Source organism: Rhodoferax sp. BLA1, from assembly GCF_013416775.1.
Classification (GTDB): domain Bacteria; phylum Pseudomonadota; class Gammaproteobacteria; order Burkholderiales; family Burkholderiaceae_C; genus Rhodoferax.
The window spans coordinates 215,394-230,912 of record NZ_SZVI01000009.1 but is presented as its reverse complement, the minus strand read 5'-3'; the positions used below and the strand labels follow the sequence as shown (position 1 = coordinate 230,912).

The following is a 15,519-nucleotide window of genomic DNA, read 5'->3' as shown; positions in this document are numbered from 1 at the left end:
CCGCCATCGGCAACCTGGCCACAGGTGCCAGGACTGTCGCTGGCGCGCACTGAACCCAAGAGGGTGGCGTCGACGTGCCAAGGCGACTATTGCATCAGGAGGCGGGTGGCGCCAGCAGATGGCCTTGCCGCACCAAAAAAAAAGCCAGCGACCCCGGGGGCGCTGGCCTGGTCAGACTCGCAGTTTCTGCGAGTCTAGACGTCTAGTTGGTCTAGTCGCTGACGAGGGCGAGGACTTGGTCGCCGAACTTGTCGGTCACCTGTTTGTCGATCTGCAGCAGTTCATACCAGCGCGCGAAAGCGGCGACAAAAACGATGGAGATCAAGACCATCAGGATGCCCGACATGGTGGTCAGCAGGTACAGCTGTTTGGGCATGTAGTTGCCAGTGATGTTGAGGTAACCGGCCCACATCACGATCGGGAACACCAGCAGCCCCGGAACGGCGGTCACCCAGGCATATTTGGCCTTGCCCAGACGGATCAGCATGGTTGTCCCAATGATCAGCGCAGTGGCGGCGAGCAGCTGGTTGGCCATGCCGAACAGCGGCCAGATCGTCGAAATATCGCCGGTGTAGACCAGGTAGCCCCATGAGCCTGTAAACAGAGCGCTGGTCACAATGATGCCCGGCGTCCAGGAGTTGTCGGAAAACGGTGCATAGACCTTGCCCATCATTTCTTGCAGCAGATAACGGCCAACGCGGGTACCGGCATCCACAGCGGTCAGGATGAAGACCGCTTCGAACATGATGGCGAAGTGGTACCAGTAGGCCATCATGCCTTTCATGAACGGCACCGCCGAGAAAATGTAGGCCATGCCAACCGCCAGAGAAACGGCGCCGCCCGGGCGTCCTTGCACCTCTTCACCCACCTGGGCTGCGAGTTCGGGCAGGTTGACCGTGGCGATACCCAGTTTGGCAAACGCTGCGGGTGCTGCGTTGATCGCGAAGTAGTCAGCCGGCACCAGAACGCAGGCGGCGATCAACGCCATGATGGCGACGAAACCTTCGGTCAGCATGGCACCGTAACCGACAAAGAGAATGTCCTTCTCGTTGGCGATCATCTTGGGTGTGGTGCCCGAACCAATGATGGCGTGAAAGCCAGACAGTGCGCCGCAGGCGATGGTGATGAACAGGAAGGGGAAGGCTGCACCTGGAATGACCGGGCCACCACCGAAGATGAATGGGGTAAAGGCAGGCATCTGCAGCTCGGGATGGACAAACACAATGCCCAGTGCCAACGCGGCGATGGTGCCGATCTTGAGGTAGGTGGACAGGTAGTCACGCGGTACCAGCAGGAACCAGACCGGCAGCACCGACGCGATGAAGCCGTAAGCCGGAATGATCACCGACAGCTCTTTTTTGGTGAAGGTGAACATCTTGGCCAGCGCCGGATCGGCTGCAACGTAGGGGCCAACCCACAAGGAGATCAGCAGCAGAACCACACCGATGATGCTCATGCCCTTGATGTCACCGGGGCGGATGTAGTGCATGTACACGCCCATGATCATCGCAATCGGCAGCGTGGCGAAGACCGTGAAGGTGCCCCACGGGCTGTTGAACATGGCGTTGACCACAGCAATCGAGAGCCCGGCCAGTGTCAGGATCAGGATGAACAGGATGGCCACCGACGCCACTTTGCCGGCGGCTTTGCCGATCTCGGTTTCAGCGATCACCGACAGGCTGCGGCCTTTGTGGCGGACCGAAGCGAACAACACGACCATGTCGTGCACGCCACCGGCCAGCACACAGCCGATCAGAATCCAGAGCGCACCCGGCATGTAGCCGAACTGCGCAGCCAGCACCGGCCCGAGCAGCGGCCCGGCAGCGGCGATGGCCGCAAAGTGGTGCCCGAACAGCACATATTTGTTGGTCTTGACATAGTCGTGACCGTCTTCCATGGTCACCGCCGGCGTTTCCCGCTCCGCGCGCAGATTCATGACCTTTTGGGCCAGGAAAATGCCGTAGAAGCGGTAGGCAATGGCGAAGACCAGTGCCGCCACAAAAATCAGCGTCAATGAATTCATCAGTTTCTCCGTTTGTTGGTATGCCGCCCCAGATAGCTTCTTGCACGTGCAGAAACGTGCGGATAGTGACCGCTCCTGCACGGGGGCTGGGCGCAATGTAGTGGGTTTGGGCCCGGCCTGGAGGGACTATCTGGCGAGAGGTCCGGGTAGCGATCCAGAGGTCGCCAACGGCATCAAGCGGTGCCTGCCGGAGTCAGCCGATGAGCAGCTTGTCCTTGATGTCACGCAGATAGCGGCGGCTCGCCGGCACGCGTTTGCCGCTATGGGTGATGATCTCCGCCGCACCGTTGTCCAGCAGTTCGATCTCGGCAATGTGGTCCAGATTGATGAGGTATTGCCGATGGCAGCGGATCAAGGCGGTGCGCTCCTGCAATATCTTGAGCGTCAGTTCGGTCACACCCTGTTTGTTCAAAGCGATGACCTGAACGCCGCAGACCGTGGTGTTGATGTACTCGATGTCTTCAAGCGCAATCAGCAGGATGCGGTTGCGCAGGGTGCACGGAATTTGCCGCAAGGGGCTGTTGGTGCCGGGAAAAGCCGTCGCTGAGGGGTGTTTGCCAGCGCGCAGCCAGTCCAGCGTCTTGGCCAGGCGCTGCGCGTCGACCGGTTTCAAAAGATAGTCTGCGGCGTGTTCTTCAAAGGCCTGCAGGGCATGTTCGTCGTAGGCGGTCACAAAAACGATGTGTGGCAGCGCCGAGGGCTCGATCATGCCAACCATCTCCAAGCCGGAGACACGCGGCATCTGGATGTCGAGAAACACCACGTCGGGGCGCAAGCGGTGAATCGCCGACAGCCCTTCGATGGCGTTGCTGCATTCACCAATCACCTCCACGTCGCTTGCGTCGGCGAGCAAGGCCTTGAGTTCTTCGCGCGCGGGCGCTTCGTCGTCGATGATCAGTGCGCTCAGCATGTGACAAGCTCCTGCTCGACCGGCACGCGGATGCTCACCCGCGTCCAGCGCTCGGCCTCACAACGCACCTCGATGCCGTAGGCGGCGCCGTAGCGGATCTTGATGCGCCGGTCCACCAGGTTCATGCCCAGACCGTCACCGTTGGGCAGCGGTTTGTAGAGGCCGGCACTGTCTTCGATGACGATGGTTAACTCTTCCTCACTGCGCTGCGCGCTGATGGTGATCTTGCCTGGATCGAGCATCTGCGAAATGCCGTACTTGATGGCGTTTTCGACGATGGGTTGCAGGGAAAAAGTCGGCAGGCGCAGATGCAGCAAGTCCTCGGCCACCAAAAACTCGACGTCGAGTCGTCCGGCAAGGCGCGCTAGCTCAATCTGTAAATAGGCGTCGACGTGCTCGATCTCGTCCTTGAGCGTGGATTCGTCGCCGACACGCTTGAGGCTTTTGCGGAAAAAAGTCGACAGGTACTGGACGATTTTCCGCGCCGCCACGGGGTCGCGGCGGATGACCGCAGCCAGCGTGTTGAGCGCGTTGAACAGAAAGTGCGGATTGATCTGTGCCTGCAGCAGCTTGACTTCCGATTGCGCCAACAGGCGTTTCTGCTCCTCAATCGTTCCCGCCAGCACCTGGTTGGAGAGCAGACGCGCGATGCCTTCGCCGAGTGTGCGATTGAGCGACGAGAAGAACTTGCTCTTAGGTTCGTAGAGCTTGATCGTGCCAAACACGCGGTTGCCTTCACCCCGCAGCGGGATGACCAGTGACGAGCCGAGTTTGCAATCCTTGGACAGCGAGCAGTGGTAGGTGAGGGTGGCGCCGTCGGCATACACCACTTCGTTGTGCGCGATGGCGTAGAAGGTGTGTGGTGAAGAGATCGGTGTGCCCGGCAGATGGTGGTCAGCGCCAATGCCAACAAAACCGAGCAGTTTCTCGCAATCGGTGATCGCCACCGCGCCAACGCCGGTTTCCTCGCGGATGATGCTGGCCATGCGGGTGCAGTTTTGCTCGTTGAAGCCCTGCATCAACACACCCACCGAGCGTTCGGCGATGCGCAGCGCCTTGGCCGAAAAGGCGATGGAATATTTTTCCCGCGTTTCTCGGCGGTCCAGAATCAGGCGCATGAAGAGCGCGGCACCCACCGAGTTGGTCACAATCATCGGCAGTGCGATGTGTGCCACCAGGCGTGCCGCCTGGTCGAAGGGCCGGGCCATCAGCAGAATGATGGCCATCTGCGAGATTTCGGCAACCAGCGTGGCGCCCAGCGCAATCATCGGGCTCAGCAGGCGGTCGGCGCGGTGGCGCTTGAGCAGAATCAGGTGCAGGTAACCACCGATCAGGCCCTCGACGGTGGTCGACACCGCGCAAGCAGCATCGGTATAACCGCCCAGTGAGTAGCGGTGTAGGCCACCAGTCAGGCCAACGGCGAAACCCACCAGCGGCCCGCCCAGGATGCCGCCGAGCACCGCGCCAATGGCGCGTGTGTTGGCAATCGCCCCCTCGATCTGGAAGCCCAGGTAGGTGCCCATGATGCAGAAGGCCGAAAAAACCAGATAACACACCAGCTTGTCGGGCAGACGCACGGTGACCTGCATCAAAGGCGCAAACAGCGGCGTCTTGGAGAGCAGGTAAGCGATCACCAGATAGACGCACATCTGCTGCAGCAGACTGCCGATCAGCGCCAGGTGATTGATATTCTGAAGCTCAAGCATGGGTTACGGATAGGAAATGCAGCCGCACAGGGGCAGGTATGGTATCCGTTTGGCGTGCCCCACCACGCAGCGGTTTTCAGCATGGAGAACGACGCGCTGCTCGTACCCCAGTGAGTTGATTACCTAAGAATGCTACCGATTGAGTAGCAAGTAGTCCTTATTTAGTAAGGGTTATGAAGCCTTTTTATTATGGAAGTGCCGTAGTCGGTGCTGGGGTAGACGGTGCACCAGACCAGACCGTACGCGCAGGGTGACCAGTGCGCCTGGATTTGACGGACCTCGCCAGATTGCCGGATACTGGCCCAATGCCCCGCCTATACCCCTGCAACAACGTCGAGCAAGTGTGTGCTGGCTTGACCAAGGCGTGGGAATTTTTGTCTGGCCAAGAGCGCAGTTTTGCCCTGTGTGAGACCCAAGAGGCGGCGCTGGGGTTTACCGAGTTCAGTTATTTCATGCCGCTCAAGCTGTCGCAAGACCATCGCACCGGCGGCATTGGTGTACTGATTGAGCGCCCGGATGCCCTTGGCGTGGCGGCCCACATGTTTGGTGTTGACACCGCTTGCCTGCAGGATGCCGACTTGCACGATGCGTGTGCCGAAATCTGCAACCTGTTTTCAGACTGTGTGGCGTTGCACATCAGCGACAGCTCTGACATCCATATGGGGTTGCCATTTTTGGCCAGCCCAACCGACTATGCGCAGATTGCCGCGTGCAGCAGCGTGGCGTCGGTGTATGTCAGCAACACCGACAACGCGCAGCTCTATGTTGTCGAGTACCATATTTTCAGCCAACCTCACTGACGACCATGTCCACAGCTCCTATTCAATTGCCTTCGCCTCTACGCTTTCTGGTGGTCGATGACAGCCGTGCCATTCAGGCCATTGTGCGGCGCGCCATCCAACGCTGTGGTTACTCGCCTATTGAAGTGGAGACCGCCCTGGACGGTGAGCAGGCGCTGGACCTGATCGCGTCGTTCAAGCCGGACCTGGTGATCACCGACTGGCACATGCCCAAGGTGTCCGGCCTGGAGATGGTGCAGGCGCTGCGCCAGCTGGGGCACCAGGATGTGCGGGTGGGGTTCGTTACCACCGAGCGCACCCCAGCCTTGCTGGAGGAAGCCATCAGCAATGGTGCGCTGTTTATCCTGCACAAACCTTTTGACGATGCCGAACTGGTGGCGGTGGTGGCCAATGCGGTGAAGGATCTGGTGGGTGAAGCCCCCGCCGTGCTGGACGGCGCGGCTGCAAACTCCCCGGATACAACCCCTGTATTGGCCCAGCGCCGGGGGGAGGAGCCGATCAGCCATGCGGCCATGCAGTTGCTGTTGCTGGACCGCTTGGGCAACATCCCGTTTCGCCTGATTCCCCACGAAAAAATGATACTGGAGACACTGACCCCCCAGAATTTGTTGGGCCTTTACGCCGCCAATGAGGTAAAAGGGGTGTATGCCATTGGGGTCATGGATACCAATGCCGTGTGTATGGTGGGCGGCGGTGCTGCGCGTTTGTTGCCCAACGATGTGCGGGCCTTGATGGCCAGCGGCCAGCCCAGTGCCGTGATGATGGACAAAGCCAATGAGTTTCTGCGTGCAGCGGCTGTGGGCCTGAGCGAATCGGCCGCGTCCCCGGTCACCGAAGTCACCATGGCCAAGGCCAGTGTGGTCAAAAACACCTTTGCCAAGCTGGCCTCGGTGCTGGCTCAGCCGGGGCAACGCTCCGATTTCCGGCTGGCCATTCCTGGATATGGTGAGGGACGGATGGCATTTTTTGTGATGGCATCATGAATTGGCTGAACATCGCCTACGGCTTTTTGTTCTTTTCCAACCTGCTCTTCATGGCCGGAGCGGGTTATCTGCTCTACCGCATTCTCAACACCACCGCGCAAAGCCGGGTAGACCTGCTCAAGGCCGCCAGCCTGACCGTGGAGGCCAGCAAACACCTCAAGATCGCCGCCAACCGCACGGTGACCGAGCTTGAGCGCGTGAGCGAGGCGCATCAGACACGAGACAACGTGAGTGGTCGCGCCATCAGTGCACTGTCGTTCAAGCTGCAAAATTTGATTGACAACCTGGCGCAGGGCAGTGCAACCGCTGCGGCCGGGGCGGCTGCCTCTGCGGCAGAAGAGAAGACACACGTAGAAGACATCCGTGCCAAGTTGCAGTCCGAACTCAATACCGCGTTGTCCAAAAATCACATGCTGCAGGAGCAGGTCGAAGAGATCCAGTTCCACCTCAAGGAGGCGTCCACCAGCAACGAGCAACTGCGCACTGAGATCAGCGAAGTGCAGGGCGTCAAACAATCGGTGGTGGACAGCCTGATGCAGCAGACCGCGGACCTGGAAGCCGAACTGCAAAAAGCGCGTGAGCGCACACGTGCGGCGGAAAAACTGGCTGAAGAGAACGCTCTTCAGCTTGACGAAATTCGCGCCCAGGTCAACGCCCAGAACTTTGCCACCCGCCGCTTGCCAGGTTCAGCGGCCGAGGGGGCCGACTTGGCGCCGATGGACCAGGCGGCGCTGATCCAGGACCAGCAGGACCAGATCGATGTACTGGCTGGCCGTGAAAAGTCGCTTCTGACCAAAATCGAGCAGATGGAGCTGGAGTTCCAGCGGCAAAAGACCGAAAAAGCCTTTATCGAAGACCGCTTTTTACAGCTCGACTCCGCACAGCCTGCCGCTGGCCCCCAGACTGGCCAGGACACGGCGCCTCCTGCGGCCTGAGCGGGCGGCTGGTTAGCGACCTGGCGCTTGCGTTGCGCACGGTTCTTGCTGCGGTGTTTCAGGGTAGCCGGGTTTATTCACCAGCACGCCGCACCTGAAGGTGTTGGCCGATGGGACCCTGCACAATACCCGCCAGGAGGTTTTGCTGTGTCCCATGTTTCATTCCCGGCCGATTACGCGCAACTGTTTGATTTGGCCCCCGTTTCCTTGTGGTTGGAAGATTTCAGCGCACTCAAACAACTGTTTGACAACTGGCGAAGCCAGGGTGTGACCGATCTGCAGGCACATGTCCAGGCGCATCCGGGCAGCCTGTCCGAGTGTGCAGCCTGTTTGTTGGTGTTGCAGGTGAACCAGCGCAGCCTGGAGATTTTTGGTGCACGCAGTCAGGACGAGCTGCTGGCGAATCTGGACAAGGTGTTCCGCGGTGACATGCTGAGCAAGCTGATGGAGCAGCTTCTGCCCATGTGGGAAGGCGCTTTAGGCTTTTCGGTGCAAACGGTGAACTACAGCCTGGACGGACGGCGGCTGGATGTGAAGGTCCATGCCCGCGTGCTCCAGGGCCATGAGGATAGCTGGGCCCGTGTCATGGTGTCTTTGGAAGACATCACGCAAGAGCTGGAGCGCGCCCGCTTGCTCAAAACCAGCGAGCAGCACGCACGCGACCTGTTCGACTATTCCCCGGTGTCGCTGTGGGTCGAGGATTTCAGCGCGGTCAAACTGCTGCTTGACGAGTTGCGCCAGCGCGGTATTGAGGACTTTCGCACCTTCATCAATGTGCACCCCGAATTTGTCTCGCGTTGTATGCAAGAGATTCGTGTCATCGACGTGAACAACCAGACGCTGAGCATGTTTGGTGCTCAGAACAAGGCTGAGTTGCTGGCCCGCCTGAGCGATGTTTTCCAGGGTGAGATGCAGGACTCGTTTGCCGAGCAGCTGATCGAGCTGTGGCAGGGCAAAACCACCTTGATGCGCGAGGTGGTCAACTACCGGCTCAGTGGGGATCTGATCAACATCCACATGCAATTTGCGGTGCTGCCCGACCATCTGGCTAACTGGGACCTGGTGCTGGTGTCGCTGGTGGACATCACCGCCCGAAAAAAGGCCGAGGCCTATCTGGAGTACCTGGGCAAACACGACTCTCTGACCCAGCTGCGCAACCGGGCTTTTTACATGGATGAGTTGAACCGCCTGTCACGCAAGGGCCCGTGGCCGCTGAGTGTGCTGGTGATCGACCTCAATGGCCTGAAGCGGGTCAACGACGAAGTTGGCCACGTTGCGGGCGACGCCTTGCTGCGCCGAGCCGGTGAGGTCTTGGGCAAGGTCAACAGCCCCAATGCCTGCGTTGCCCGCACCGGCGGTGATGAGTTTGCAATGTTGCTGCCCGGGGCAGATGAGCGCGGCGCCCAGGCGGTGATTGAGCGCATTCACTCCATTCTGGAGCTCAACAACCAGTTCTACTCTGGTCGCAAGCTGAGTATGGCCATTGGTACTGCGACCTGCCATGCGGGTGATCAGCTGGAGGCCACACTGCACCGGGCCGACCGCGCCATGTACGAAGCCAAAAACCGCTACTACCACGAGAGCCAGATCGAGCGGCGCCTGCAGTCCTAGGCTTGGCGCCCGGTCACGAGGCTGCTAAACGGACGCTGCACGAAGCAACAGTGACAAAACACGCAGCGTCATCCAGCGCCTCTCAATGCTGCTTATTTTGTAGTGAATAGCGCTTATCCTATAAGGGCTGTAAGGTCATTTGACTTGAATAGTCTGGTGCACTGCGGTACGCAGTAACCTCACTTTCTGGTGCGGCTGCGCTGTTAGACTGCTGCGCAGCTGCACTGCTGGGTACCTCTTTTTTATGGCGCCCGTGCATCGGGGCTTTCTACCTATCTGATCAACATGCGTGTCCCAGAGTCTTTGCCCGAACCACCGACCTCCGTGCCGGTGTCTTATGCCACCCAGATCCGTGCAGAAACCCTGGTGTTGCTGTTCAGGCAGTCATTTCCTGCGGTGTTTTACAGTGCCATTGTGGCGCTGGTGCTGAGCTGGACCTTGTGGGGACAGGTGGATAACACATCGCTGCAGTGGTGGATGGCGGCGCTGGGCGGCAGCACACTGATCCGGCTGCTGTTCTTTCTGCAATATTTCCGCGTCAAGCCCCGCGGGGAGGCCATCTTGAACTGGGAGCGCTCCTTTACCTTCACGCTCTTGCTGTCGTCCTTGGTCTGGGGCGTTGGCACGGCCTGGATCACTCCGATGGACTACGGTGTTGCACGTGGCGTGGTGCTCTACCATTTGGTAGGTATGGCAGCGGGTGCGATGGTGACTTATTCTGCCCACCGCTTCATCAACATTCTGGCGATGTTGGCAGTGTTGCTGCCAAGCACCCTTTGGCTGTATTGCCAGGATGACCACATGGCGCAGGGGATGGCGCTGTCGGCCACACTCTTTATGGTCATTTCTTTCAAAGCAACCAAAATCATGGCCGATGCCATGCAACGCAGCCTGCAGATGCGTTATGAGCTGCACCATGCCCACCAAGAGGCCGAACACATGGCTCGCACCGACCCGCTCACAGGTATCCCCAACCGCAGGTCGTTTGTGGAACTGAGCGAACAAACCATCCGCCACGGCCTGCGCAATGCTTCCCCGGTCAGTGCTCTGCTGATTGATGTTGACCACTTCAAACAGATCAATGACCAACATGGTCACCATGTCGGTGATCTGGTGCTTCAGCATCTCAGCACCTTGATGGCGACCCGCTTTCGGGGTTCTGACGTGTGTGGCCGCATCGGTGGCGAGGAGTTTGCTGTGTTGCTGGCCGATACCGACTTGGATGCCGCCGAATTTGTCGCCCAGCAGTTGGGTCAGTCCTTGGCAGCCACCTCCATCCCCACCATGACGCAACCGCTCAAAATCACCGTCAGCATTGGTGTGGCCTCAGGTTGTTATGACCTGGCGACCTTGTTGCGTGATGCGGATCGAGCCATGTACCAGGCTAAAGCCGCCGGGCGCAACCGTGTGTTGTGTTACCAGCCCGCACCGTGATGCGCAATCGTTGCTTGTTCACTGGGGCCTGCCACTGTTGATGCCTTGGCCGTTGTGCGGCGCCTTGGTATGACGGCATAGATTACGTCCGGCAATCGCGACCATGACGCCATGGCTACAAGCGGCTGCATGATTGGCGCATCTCTGCGCAGTCGTCCTTTGACTGGCCCTATCATTACCCACCGTGTTTGATTTAGCTCGCCGCTCCGTTGTGGCAACTCCCCTATGACCGTACAAGAAGAGCAGCCCAAACCTTTGCTGCTGCCCGAGCCAGAAGCCGCTTTTGACGACTATTTTCAAGATGCTGATGCCTTGGCCGACTCCCCGGTGGCCTGGCAGCTGGAGAGTAATGCAACGTTGCTGGAAGCGGTGCGCTTGCTGCTGCAGGGAAGCAGTGCATTGGCGCGCTTGCGCGTATGGGCCTTGTTGCTCCTGGTGGGGCAGGGCAAGGCGTTTCTGAGTCGTGACGAGCTGACCCGGCTGTTTTACGCCCTGCGGCCAGAAGCTGCCGATGCCGTGATCAAGCGTTTTCGCGATGCGGGGCTGTTGAGCTGGGACGAATCCCAACGCCAGTACGGTGTCACGGCGCTGGCCCAACAGGTGGCCGATCTGCTGGGCCGGCTGGCTGAACCGGTCGAGGATGAACTTGCGGGTTTGTTGAGCCAGGTGGTGGGTGCCGATCAGTTGGGCTTGCTGCGGGGCAACCAGGTTCACATGCTGCAGGCCCAGCTGGTGCGCTTGCACCATGAGTTCTCAGACGCCATTGCCAGCGGTTCAGAGTTTCGCCTGCGCGCCGCGCGTGAGCGTTATGACCGGGCCGCACGCCTGATCGACCGCGCCTCCAGCACCATCACCACCATCATCAGCCATGCCCACGGCGAGCGCGCGCTGGAGCAGGCGGCGCGGGCACTGGGCCTGGCGCAATCGCGGTTGCTGGCCATGGCGGCGCAGTTCAACCGCGCCTTGCAGCAGGTGGACCGCCAGCGTGTCACGCTGGGCACGACGGGCATCACCAGCACCGATGTCAAGCGCTGGCTGCAAACCCAGACCCAGCTGGATCGCCTTGGTGCCGATGTGTTGCATCACCCGGTGGCGCTGGCCGCACTCTCGCCGCATGACATGCTTGATGTTGCCGAGGCCGAGTTCGAGCGCGATCGCCCGCAAGCCTTGCGCGATGAGCCGCTGCCTGTGGCGCAGGCCGCACCCGTGGGCGACCTCACTGCGGTGGCCTTGCCCCAAGAGTTGGCGGCGCTCTCCGGTTTGCTGGCGCAATGGGCCAGCGACACCAGCACGGACAACTCTGCAGCAGCCCGCGCCGTGCAAGAAGCCTTGTTGGCCGATGTAGGTGGTGTGGCCGCGCGTTACGCCCAGGTGGCCTACAAGGCGCAGCTTTTGCCGCTGTTGGGTGATGCCCAGGCGCAGGATTTGCCCGGTGCCACCGGTGAGTTGGCCCGCCAGCCCTGGCGCGTGCAATGGCACACCGATCTGGCCGCGCAGGAGCACCCGGCGGTCACCCATTTGAGCTCTGGCCAGTTGGCGCATGTCAGCACCACCCACCCGACCCAATCATCATGACCCAAGACAACGAAGCCATCCACCTGATTGCCGAACTGCTGGCCCGCAAGTACCTGCCGCGAACCCACCCCCGTGTCAAACAGGCGCTCGCCGATGCCGAGCTGTTTCAGAGTGTGGAGCAACGCCTGGCCCAGGTCGGTCTGCGCTGGGTGGACAACGTGTATGCCGACCACGTCACCCTGACCTTGTTGAGTGCACCGGCCACCCGGGTGCTGGGTGAAGGTGTGCTCAACGCCAACAACAATCTGGACTTGCCGCGCGACGCTGTGTCGCTGCTGGTGGTGGTGTGGGCGCTGATCGTCTTGCCCAAACGCGAACGCCAAGCCAGTCGGGTGGCACCGGAGGAAGCACAAAACGACATGTTTGCCGGTGCCAAACCGCTGCCCAGCGCACGCAGCGTCAGTCCGGTGCTGTCTTACAAAGCGCTGTTGGAGGACTATGGCAACCAGTTGGGCAAAAAGACCCGGCTCGACGCCAACCTCAAACTGCTGGAGCGCCATGGTTTCATTCTGCGCAAGCAGGACGACATTCTGGAGGGGCCGCTGCTTGATGTGCTGCTGGACTACGACGTGCTGGCCCCGCGCATCCTCAATGGTGCCTTGGCCGATGTGCTGGCCCGTGAACAGGCGCAACGCGAACAAGCCGCCCTGGCTGCGGCCAGCGCCCAAGTCGAGAGCCCCACAGCCGATACCCCTTAAATCACTTCTGTATGTTTCACCTTCAAACCCTGGAACTCGTGCACTGGGACTACTGCCAGCGCGTGAATCTGCCGCTTGATGCGTCCATCATCACCATCGCCGGACCGAATGGCTCGGGCAAAACCACTCTGCTGGATGCCATGCGCACCCTGCTGGGCCTCAAATGCTCACAACCGCGCGATTTCAAAACCTATGCCCGCCATGCAGGCGCCAATGTGGCCTGGCTACGCGCCGTGGTCGACAACAGCCCCCACACGCGCCAGACCTCCAGCCGCCCCTTTGCCCGGCGCTTGCTCTACAGCGACCAGGTCACACTGGCCTGCCGCATCGACCGCAACGGCGGCGACTGGCAACGCCGCTACATGGCGGTGGAGGGCGATGTCAGCATCGAACAACTGAGCGAGCGCCCCGACAAAGAGCTGCAGGTCATGGGCGTCGAGGCCTGGGGCCGCATGCTCTCGGACGCCGGGCTGTCCCCCGCGATTGCCAAGGTGCTGTCGCTCGAACAGGGCCAGACCGACCGGCTGTGTGAATACAGCCCGCGTGAACTGCTGCGCCTGGTGTTTGATGTGTTTGGTGACCAGGAGGTGCTCAACCACTATGACAGCGCGCGCGAGCACCAGCAGCAACTGGGCCGCGAAATGCAGCAGGCCGAAAAAGAGCTCGACCACAGCAAGGCGCAACTGGCCGAATTACAAAACAAGGTCAGCAACTACCAGCGCTGGCAACATCTGGTGCAAGAGCGTGAACGCCTGGCCACGGAAGTGGTGCCGGTACTGGCCTGGCACGGGCAGCGCCAGAAACTTACCCAGCAGCTACGCGAACACCATCGCCAACGCCACCAAAGCGCTGTGGCCAAAGGCGAGCGTGCCCAGAAAAACGCAGAACTGCTGGCCCTGCTGGAGGCCCGCAGCCACGCTGAAACCGAAGAGGCCCGCCTGCTGCAAGAGCGCGACAGCGCCGCCACCCAACGCGACAGCACCCGCGATGTCGAGCGCCCACTGGAAGACCTGGCCAAGCGTGAGACGGAACTGCTGGCCCTGGTGGACAAGGGCACCGATGCTGATCAACTCAACCAGCACCTGAGCGAACTGCGTGCCCAAGAAGAAGTGCAGCAGGACAAACACCACGAGTTGCTTCAAAAAAGAAAGCATCTATCCCAGGAAATACAAGGACTAGAGGGTCAAAAGGCACCTCCTTTTCCAGAAGATGCCCGCCGTCTGCGCCAGCGCCTGCAGGCCGCTGGGGTGGGCCACCACTTTCTGGCCGAGGTGGTGGAGGTCAGCAACGAGCACTGGCGTGCGGCGATTGAGGGTGTGCTGCGCCCACTGCGTTGGATGGTGTTGTTGGACAAAGCCAGTGATCTGGGCAAAGCCGACGACATCGCCTCAGCCGAGCGTTACCGCCACTACACCGTGGCCCCCGGCGAGGCCGTGCCCGCTGCCGAACCCAACAGCCTGCTGGCCCAGGTGCGCTTTGATGCACTTTTGCCGCGCTGGCTGATCCAGCAGTTGCAGAACCTGCGTTGTGTGGATGACCCTGCCGCCGGGCGGCGGACCAGCGGCAACTGGATCACCCCGCAGGCCTACAGCTTTGACGGACGCGGCGCTCGCTCGGTCTGGGTTGAGCCGCGTGACCACCAGTTTGGCGCCGCCGCCCTGCAAGCCCAGCGTGATGCGCTGGAGCGGGATCTGCGCCGCCTGAACGATGAACTGGGCCCGATCACCCAGACCCTGCTGAGACTCAAACGCCAGATCGACGACTGCAAACGCGCCCTGCAAGGCCACAGCGCCGCCGAAGAGCTGGCCCGGCGCAGTGATGAATTCGCCACCGCGCGCCAGGCCTTGCCCGGTGCCAAACAAGCGCGTATCTCCGCAGGCCTGCGTTGGCAAACCCTGGACAAGGCCTACGTGGAGGCCAAGGCGTTCCACCAGCGCACCGACAGCCAGTACCGCAGCCTGGAAGCCGCGCTGCGCCAACGTTTTGCCGAGGCTGACCGCCTTGCCGCTGAGTTGGTGCAGCGGCGCCAACAACTCAGCGCCGAGGTGGACAACTCACAACAGCGTCGCCGCCAGATTCCAGCTGGCTGGCGCACGCCCGAGGTGTTGCAAGAACTGGTGGCCAAATACAGCAACGACACCCAGGCCCGGCTGCGGCTGGAGGCGGTGGATGTCGACCTGGCTGAAGACACCTGGGAAAAAGACAGCACGGTGCAAGAGCGCTACCTTCGCATGGAAGCCACCGTGCGAGAGCAGGGCGCCAGTCTGGACGACCACAAGATCAAAAACCTGCAGGCGGCCACGGCGGTGTTCAACGCGCGTGAGAGTTACATCGAGGTGTTGCGCAGCACCGTGCGCCGTTACCGCAACAACATCCGCGAATTGGGCGCGCTGGCGGGTGTGGAAGTGGCTGCCGATTTACCTGTGCTGGAAAACGACGACACCGTGCTGGCGCAAGCCGGGTTGCGGGTGAACTTCAATTTCGACGGCAAGGGCAGCATTGGTTTGAACGATGGTGAGGCTTCGGGTGGGCAGCAAGTCATCAAGTCGCTGATTCTGCTGGTGGGTTTGTTGAAGGACGAAGACAGTGCGTCGGGTGGGTTTGTGTTCATCGATGAGCCCTTTGCCCATTTGGATGTGCGCAACATTCAGCTGGTCGGCCACTTCCTGCGCTCCACCCAGGCGCAGTATGTGCTGACCACCCCGATCACCCACAACCTGGAGGTGTTCGAGCCCGCCGAGATCACGCTGGTGACCAGCAAGAAGCCGCGTGACCAACGTTGGGCCCCCCCGATTGCGGTGGCCAAACGCCGTGGCAAGCCCAATTTGACCGCAGGACAGTAGG

At 60.7% G+C, this 15,519-nt stretch carries 11 protein-coding genes; 8 read left to right on the top strand and 3 right to left on the bottom strand.

What is annotated here, in order from left to right; translation table 11 throughout:
• Nucleotides 1-211: 211 nt before the first annotated feature.
• The 3 genes from FDG13_RS09605 to FDG13_RS09595 all read right to left on the bottom strand — a co-directional run bounded on the left by FDG13_RS09605 (nucleotide 212) and on the right by FDG13_RS09595 (nucleotide 4,639).
• Complete coding sequence (locus tag FDG13_RS09605; RefSeq protein ID WP_180127084.1) at nucleotides 212-2,023, bottom strand: carbon starvation protein A; 1,812 nt, start codon at nucleotides 2,021-2,023, stop codon at nucleotides 212-214.
• A 193-nt stretch (nucleotides 2,024-2,216) separates the two neighbouring features.
• Nucleotides 2,217-2,933: a two-component system response regulator BtsR gene (gene btsR / locus FDG13_RS09600; protein ID WP_180127082.1), complete on the bottom strand. Its 717-nt coding sequence runs from the start codon at nucleotides 2,931-2,933 to the stop codon at nucleotides 2,217-2,219.
• A complete protein-coding gene (locus FDG13_RS09595) occupies nucleotides 2,927-4,639 on the bottom strand; it encodes a sensor histidine kinase (RefSeq protein WP_180127080.1) in 1,713 nt (570 codons plus the stop codon). Before FDG13_RS09595 ends, btsR begins: the two co-directional genes overlap by 7 nt.
• 305 nt (nucleotides 4,640-4,944) lie before the next feature.
• On the opposite strand from FDG13_RS09595, the gene FDG13_RS09590 reads away from it, so the two are divergent.
• The 8 genes from FDG13_RS09590 to FDG13_RS09555 all read left to right on the top strand — a co-directional run bounded on the left by FDG13_RS09590 (nucleotide 4,945) and on the right by FDG13_RS09555 (nucleotide 15,518).
• Entirely contained in the window at nucleotides 4,945-5,439 is a 495-nt protein-coding gene (locus FDG13_RS09590; protein WP_180127078.1) for a hypothetical protein, read from the top strand.
• Nucleotides 5,440-5,444: 5 nt separating this feature from the next.
• On the top strand, nucleotides 5,445-6,422 hold the full coding sequence (locus FDG13_RS09585; protein ID WP_180127076.1) for a response regulator: 978 nt from the start codon (nucleotides 5,445-5,447) through the stop codon (nucleotides 6,420-6,422).
• Nucleotides 6,419-7,357, top strand: coding sequence for a hypothetical protein (locus FDG13_RS09580; RefSeq protein ID WP_180127074.1), 939 nt, complete (start codon nucleotides 6,419-6,421; stop codon nucleotides 7,355-7,357). The genes FDG13_RS09585 and FDG13_RS09580 overlap by 4 nt, the downstream gene beginning before the upstream one ends.
• 147 nt (nucleotides 7,358-7,504) lie before the next feature.
• Nucleotides 7,505-8,968, top strand: a complete 1,464-nt coding sequence (locus FDG13_RS09575) for a diguanylate cyclase domain-containing protein (RefSeq protein WP_370528199.1) — start codon at nucleotides 7,505-7,507, stop codon at nucleotides 8,966-8,968.
• A gap of 285 nt (nucleotides 8,969-9,253) precedes the next feature.
• Nucleotides 9,254-10,402 (top strand): diguanylate cyclase, encoded by a 1,149-nt coding sequence (locus FDG13_RS09570; RefSeq protein ID WP_180127072.1) that lies wholly within the window; start codon nucleotides 9,254-9,256, stop codon nucleotides 10,400-10,402.
• Between the two features lie 225 nt (nucleotides 10,403-10,627).
• Nucleotides 10,628-11,977: a hypothetical protein gene (locus FDG13_RS09565; RefSeq protein ID WP_180127070.1), complete on the top strand. Its 1,350-nt coding sequence runs from the start codon at nucleotides 10,628-10,630 to the stop codon at nucleotides 11,975-11,977.
• A complete protein-coding gene (locus FDG13_RS09560; protein WP_180127068.1) occupies nucleotides 11,974-12,675 on the top strand; it encodes a hypothetical protein in 702 nt (233 codons plus the stop codon). The genes FDG13_RS09565 and FDG13_RS09560 overlap by 4 nt, the downstream gene beginning before the upstream one ends.
• A gap of 11 nt (nucleotides 12,676-12,686) precedes the next feature.
• On the top strand, nucleotides 12,687-15,518 hold the full coding sequence (locus FDG13_RS09555) for an AAA family ATPase (protein WP_180127066.1): 2,832 nt from the start codon (nucleotides 12,687-12,689) through the stop codon (nucleotides 15,516-15,518).
• The last annotated feature ends 1 nt before the right edge of the window (nucleotide 15,519 follow it).